The sequence below is a fragment of the Frankia sp. CeTa3Moorea genome (assembly GCF_978021225.1).
The window spans coordinates 5,809-8,883 of record NZ_CDXDOR010000041.1; the positions used below are offsets into that span (position 1 = coordinate 5,809).

Sequence of the window (3,075 nt, forward strand, 5' to 3'; positions counted from 1 at the left end):
CGAGATCGGGGATACGGCAGACGATGACGCGATCCGGGGCACGGGGGGGACGGCCGTCGGCGGAGAGCCCATCCAGGCGGGCGGCGAGAGCATGGAGCGCGGCCTCGCACTGCGACCTGTCGGCCATCCCGGCCGGTCCTCCTCTCGGCCTGTTCGACCTGTGCCCCTCTCGGCCCGGCGTGTCCGGGACACTAGCGTGGGAGTAGGTGTTCCGGGCGGGACGACCCGCGTGGTGGGCGAGTTTACACCGGTTGCGAGCCGATCTCCGGTGGTCCTGACGGACCCGGGGTGAGGTCCCGGGCCGGCCGAGGGCGGATCCGGCCGGACGAGGAGTGGACAGGACATGAGATTCGTCGCATGACGCACGCCGCCAGGGTCCGTCGCGTCAGCGGCCGTGAGTGCGGGAGGCTGACAACGTGAACACCGAGAATCTGCCCGCCGAGGTTCGCGACGCCCTTGGCCGGCTGGACATGCTCGACGTCCTACCGACGGCCGCGCATGTCGAGGTCTTCGAGGAGATAAACCGCCGGTTGGCCGGGGCACTGGCGGACCTGGATGGGAGCGCTGACCAGGTTAAGGGCGCTGACCACGTCAAGGGCGCTGGGGGCGCGGCCGGGCCGGGCGTGCCCGTTCCGGCGCGTTCCGGGGCGCGTCCCACGGGAGGGCCGCGGCCCGGGCCGGGCATGATCCGGCCGGTGCGGTGAGTCGCTCCGGGGTCACGATGTCCCGCCGGACGCGTCTGGACAGCGAACTTGTCCGTCGTGGTCTCGCCCGGTCCCGGGAGCAGGCCGTTGCGGCGATCACCGCGGGTCGGGTGCTGGTCGGCGGCATTCCTGCCACGAAGGCCGCCACGGTGGTCGACGGATCCACCTCCATCGCGGTGACGAAGGGGGACGATCCCGGCTACGCCTCCCGCGGCGCGCACAAACTTCTCGGTGCCTTCGAGGCCTTCGGGGTCCCCGCACCGGAACCGGGGCCGGGTGTCGAAATCCCGCGTTCCACCGGCCCCACGCTGGTCGTGGCCGGTCGACGGTGCCTGGACGTCGGTGCCTCCACCGGCGGCTTCACCGACGTGCTGCTGCGGTACGGGGCGGCCTCCGTCGTGGCCGTGGACGTCGGCTACGGGCAGTTGCTGTGGCGGCTGCGCTGCGATCCCCGGGTCTGCGTGCTCGACCGCACCAACGCCCGGAACCTGACGCCCGCCGAGATCGGTGACCGCGTCGACCTGGTCGTCGGGGACCTGTCGTTCATCTCGCTGGCCCTGGTGCTGCCCGCGCTGCGCGCCTGCGCGGTCCCAGACGCCGATTTCGTGCTGCTGGTGAAGCCCCAGTTCGAGGTCGGCCGGGAGCGGCTCGGGCCAGGCGGGGTGGTGCGCGACACCGCGTTGCACGCCGAGGCGGTCCGCGACGTGGCCACGTCCGCAGCCATGCTGGATCTCGGCGTGCGTGGTGTCACGGCGAGTCCGCTGCCCGGCCCGGCGGGCAATGTCGAGTACCTGCTGTGGCTGGCCGCCGGGGCTCCACCGCTCGACGCGGACGTCCTGGCCGGGGCGATCGCCGCCGGCCCCGCCGGCCCCGCGGGATCGGGGCGTCGGGCATGACGCGGGAGATCCTCGTTGTCACCCATCCCCGCCGCTCGGTGGTCCGGGAGAGCGCCCATTGGGTCATCGAGGGCCTGGCCGCCGCCGGGGTGTCGCCGCGAGTGCTGCGGGACGAGGCGGAGATGCTCGACCTGACCGCCGCCAACATCGTGCCGCACGACGCCGACGCGGCCGTCGGGGTGGAACTGGTGCTGGTCCTCGGCGGCGACGGCAGCCTGCTGCGCGGCGCGGAGCTGGCCCGCACCGCTGACGCCCCGCTGCTGGGCGTGAACCTTGGGCACGTCGGGTTCCTCGCCGAGGCTGAACCCGACGCGCTGGCATCCACCATCGAGCACGTCGTCCGCAAGGACTACACGGTCGAGGAACGCATGACGGTCGACGTCACGGTCCGGCGGCGTGGCGAGGTCACCTATACCGGCTGGGCGCTCAACGAGATGTCCCTGGAGAAGGCCGAGCGCGCTCGGATGCTGGAATGCGTGCTGGAGATTGACGGGCGTCCGCTGTCCCGGTGGGGATGCGACGGGGTGATCTGTTCAACGCCCACCGGATCCACCGCCTACGCCTTCTCGGCCGGTGGTCCGGTGATGTGGCCGGGCGTCGAGGCCCTGCTGGTCGCCCCGATCAGCGCGCACGCGCTGTTCGCCCGGCCGCTCGTGCTGGCGCCGGCCTCCGCGGTCGCCGTGGAGATCCTGCCGCCGGTGCCCGCGGTCCTCTACTGTGACGGCCGGCGGTTCGTCGAGGTGCCCCCCGATTCGCGGGTCGAGGTGGTCCGCGGCCGCCAACCGGTGCGGCTCGCCGTGGTGCATCCGCTGCCGTTCACTGATCGTCTCGTCGCCAAGTTTGGCCTTCCGGTGGAAGGCTGGCGAGGACGCAACCAACGTCCCTCCCCCGCGTAGCAGCTTCGCCGCGACGCGGGGACCCCTGGCCTAGGGCGCCGTTCGGGGTTTCCGTCAGCTCGCCTTCGGCGAGCTTCCTGGGATGATCGTCGGGGGCTTCGCCGCGACGCGGCGGCAGCGGTGGCGGATCTTCCGCCTCTGCGATATCGGCCTCCGTCCTGGTGACGCTAGAGTTCGGGGCGTGCTCGAGGAGATTCGCATCCGCGGCCTCGGGGTCATCGACGACGCCGCCCTCGACCTTGCTCCCGGCCTCACCGTGGTGAGCGGCGAGACCGGAGCCGGCAAGACCATGATTGTCCAGGGGCTGGGGCTGCTCACCGGCGGGCGGGCGGATTACGGTCTGGTCCGGCCGGGGGCCGATCGCGCCTTCGTCGAGGGTCGGCTCGTCATCGGTGCCGAGTCGGCTGTCGCGGCCCGGGTCCGCGAAGTCGGTGGCGACCTCGACGAGGATCCGGGCGGCGCCGTCCTCGTCGTCGGTCGGACCCTGACCGCGGAGGGCCGGTCCCGGGCGCAGGTCGCGGGCCGCTCGGTCCCGGCGAGTGTCCTCGCCGAGATCGCTGAGGAGCTGATCGCCGTGCA

The 3,075-nt window shown here is 72.7% G+C and carries 4 protein-coding genes and 1 pseudogene; 4 read left to right on the forward strand and 1 reads right to left on the reverse strand.

Translation table 11 applies throughout. The annotated features are described in order from the left end of the window. A pseudogene (locus AC08OV_RS09915) lies at positions 1-127 on the reverse strand (alkyl sulfatase); the annotation flags it as partial. A gap of 289 nt (positions 128-416) precedes the next feature. Between AC08OV_RS09915 and AC08OV_RS09920 the strand changes: the two are divergent. From AC08OV_RS09920 to AC08OV_RS09935, 4 genes are all read left to right on the forward strand, one after another. Continuing rightward, on the forward strand, positions 417-704 hold the full coding sequence (locus AC08OV_RS09920; RefSeq protein ID WP_476613294.1) for a hypothetical protein: 288 nt from the start codon (positions 417-419) through the stop codon (positions 702-704). A gap of 17 nt (positions 705-721) precedes the next feature. Further along, entirely contained in the window at positions 722-1,600 is an 879-nt protein-coding gene (locus tag AC08OV_RS09925; RefSeq protein WP_476613293.1) for a TlyA family RNA methyltransferase, read from the forward strand. After that, positions 1,597-2,496, forward strand: coding sequence for an NAD kinase (locus tag AC08OV_RS09930; protein WP_476613292.1), 900 nt, complete (start codon positions 1,597-1,599; stop codon positions 2,494-2,496). Before AC08OV_RS09925 ends, AC08OV_RS09930 begins: the two co-directional genes overlap by 4 nt. Positions 2,497-2,677: 181 nt before the next feature. After that, positions 2,678-3,075: AAA family ATPase (locus AC08OV_RS09935; protein ID WP_476619582.1), on the forward strand; the 398-nt coding region annotated here is incomplete at its 3' end.